This window comes from Streptomyces sp. NPDC089915, assembly GCF_040684675.1.
Classification (GTDB): Bacteria; Actinomycetota; Actinomycetes; order Streptomycetales; family Streptomycetaceae; genus Streptomyces.
Genome location: NZ_JBFBGN010000356.1, coordinates 1 through 1,600, shown reverse-complemented (window position 1 = coordinate 1,600; position 1,600 = coordinate 1). Strand labels below are relative to the sequence as shown.

Annotated in this window: 1 protein-coding gene; it reads right to left on the bottom strand. The window is 80.2% G+C overall.

All coding sequences use genetic code 11. The features are described from left to right. Positions 1-83: 83 nt before the first annotated feature. A partial coding sequence (locus tag AB0O29_RS35770) for an ATP-dependent RecD-like DNA helicase (protein WP_365160572.1) occupies positions 84-1,600 on the bottom strand: 1,517 nt, incomplete at its 5' end.

Below are 1,600 nucleotides of genomic sequence, written 5' to 3'. Positions count from 1 at the left end.
GCGCGCGGGCCGCCGGGCGCGCCGGGCCCCCCCCCCCCGTCGGGGGGGGGGCGGCACGGCCGTCACGGGCCCGGACCGCCCGCCTACACCTGTTCCTGCTGCGCGGCCGTGAGCGCCAGCAGCAGGCCCGTCAGACGCGTCGTACGCGGCTTCGGCGGGACCTGGGCCACCGCGTGGGCCAGGGCCTGGTCGACGCCGTGCACCACGGACAGGTGCCGTTCGGCCCGCCCGAACGCCGTGTAGACCCAGTCCCGGGACAGCGCCTGCGCCGCGTCCCCGGGCAGCACGACGACCACCGCCGGCCAGCGCGCGCCGGCGGCCTGGTGCGCCGTCACCGCCCAGCCGTGCCGCACCCGGGACTCCACCCGGTCCTGCGGTACGACGATCCGCGCGCCGCCCGCCTCCAGGTGCAGCCCCTCGGCGTCGGCCGACACCACCCGGGCCGGCACGGCGCGGCCCGGCGCGGGTACGTGGACCACCCGGTCGCCGGGGTCGAAGCCGCCGAACCGGCCGGGGCCGGGGTTCAGCCGGGCCTTGAGGGCCGCGTTCAGTGCCCGGGTCCCCGCCGCGCCCCCGTGGCCGGGCGTGATGACCTGCACGGCCTCGGCCGGGATGCCGAAGGCGCGCGGCACCGAGTCGGCCACCAGCTGCACGGTGCGGTGCACGGCCTCGCCGGCGTCGCGCACCGGGACGATGACGACCTCCTTGCCGGGGGCGTCGACCTGGTTCAGCTCCCCGATCCCGATGCCCGAGACCAGCTCGCCGATCGGGCCCGGGTCAGGGGTCCGCGACACCACGTGCGGGAAGGCCCGGGCCGCCTGCACGTCGGCGAACACCCGGCCGGGCCCGGCCGAGCCGAGTACCCCGGGGTCCCCGGAGAGCACCAGACGGGCCCCGTCCGGCACCGACTCCACCAGGGCGGCGGCCGTCTCCACGTCCAGCTGCGGGGCGTCCAGGACGACGAGCAGGTCCAGCTCGAAGCGGCCGTCGGCGTCCCGGCCGGGGCCCCGCGCCCCCGAGAGCAGCTCGGCGACGGTGACGGCCTCCGGCGCGGGGGCGTGCGCGGCCAGCACGGTGCGCAGGCCCAGCCCGCGCGCGGCCGCCTGCAGGGCCAGGGCCTCGGCGCGGGCCGCCTCGCCGCCGGCGTGGGTGACCAGACCGGCGCCCGCCACCGCCCGGACCAGGTCGGCGCCGGGACCGGTGGCCGCCGCGGACCAGTCGGCCGGGGCGGTGAAGGTGGCCGCCAGCCGGGCCAGGCCGTCGGCCAGGCTCTCCTCCGCGAGGGCGTGCTCCTCCAGGCCCACGAGGACGCGCACGGGCGGCTCCTCGTCCTCGGCGGCGGGCTCGCCCAGCGGCTCGTGGAACACCAGCACGGTGCCGTCGCCGATCGCCGCCTCCAGGGTCTCGGCGGGGGCCGGCACCCCGTACTGGGCCAGGGCCTTCTCCAGCACGGGCGCCTCCAGGGCGGTGTGCCCGCGCTCGGCGGCCTGGGCCAGCAGCCAGGCCAGCAGGGCGGCGCCCCGGCGTTCGTCGGCGGGGCCCGCCGCGGGGCCCAGCAGGGCCTGGGCGAAGCCGTCCGCCTGCGTCGGGCGCACCCCGG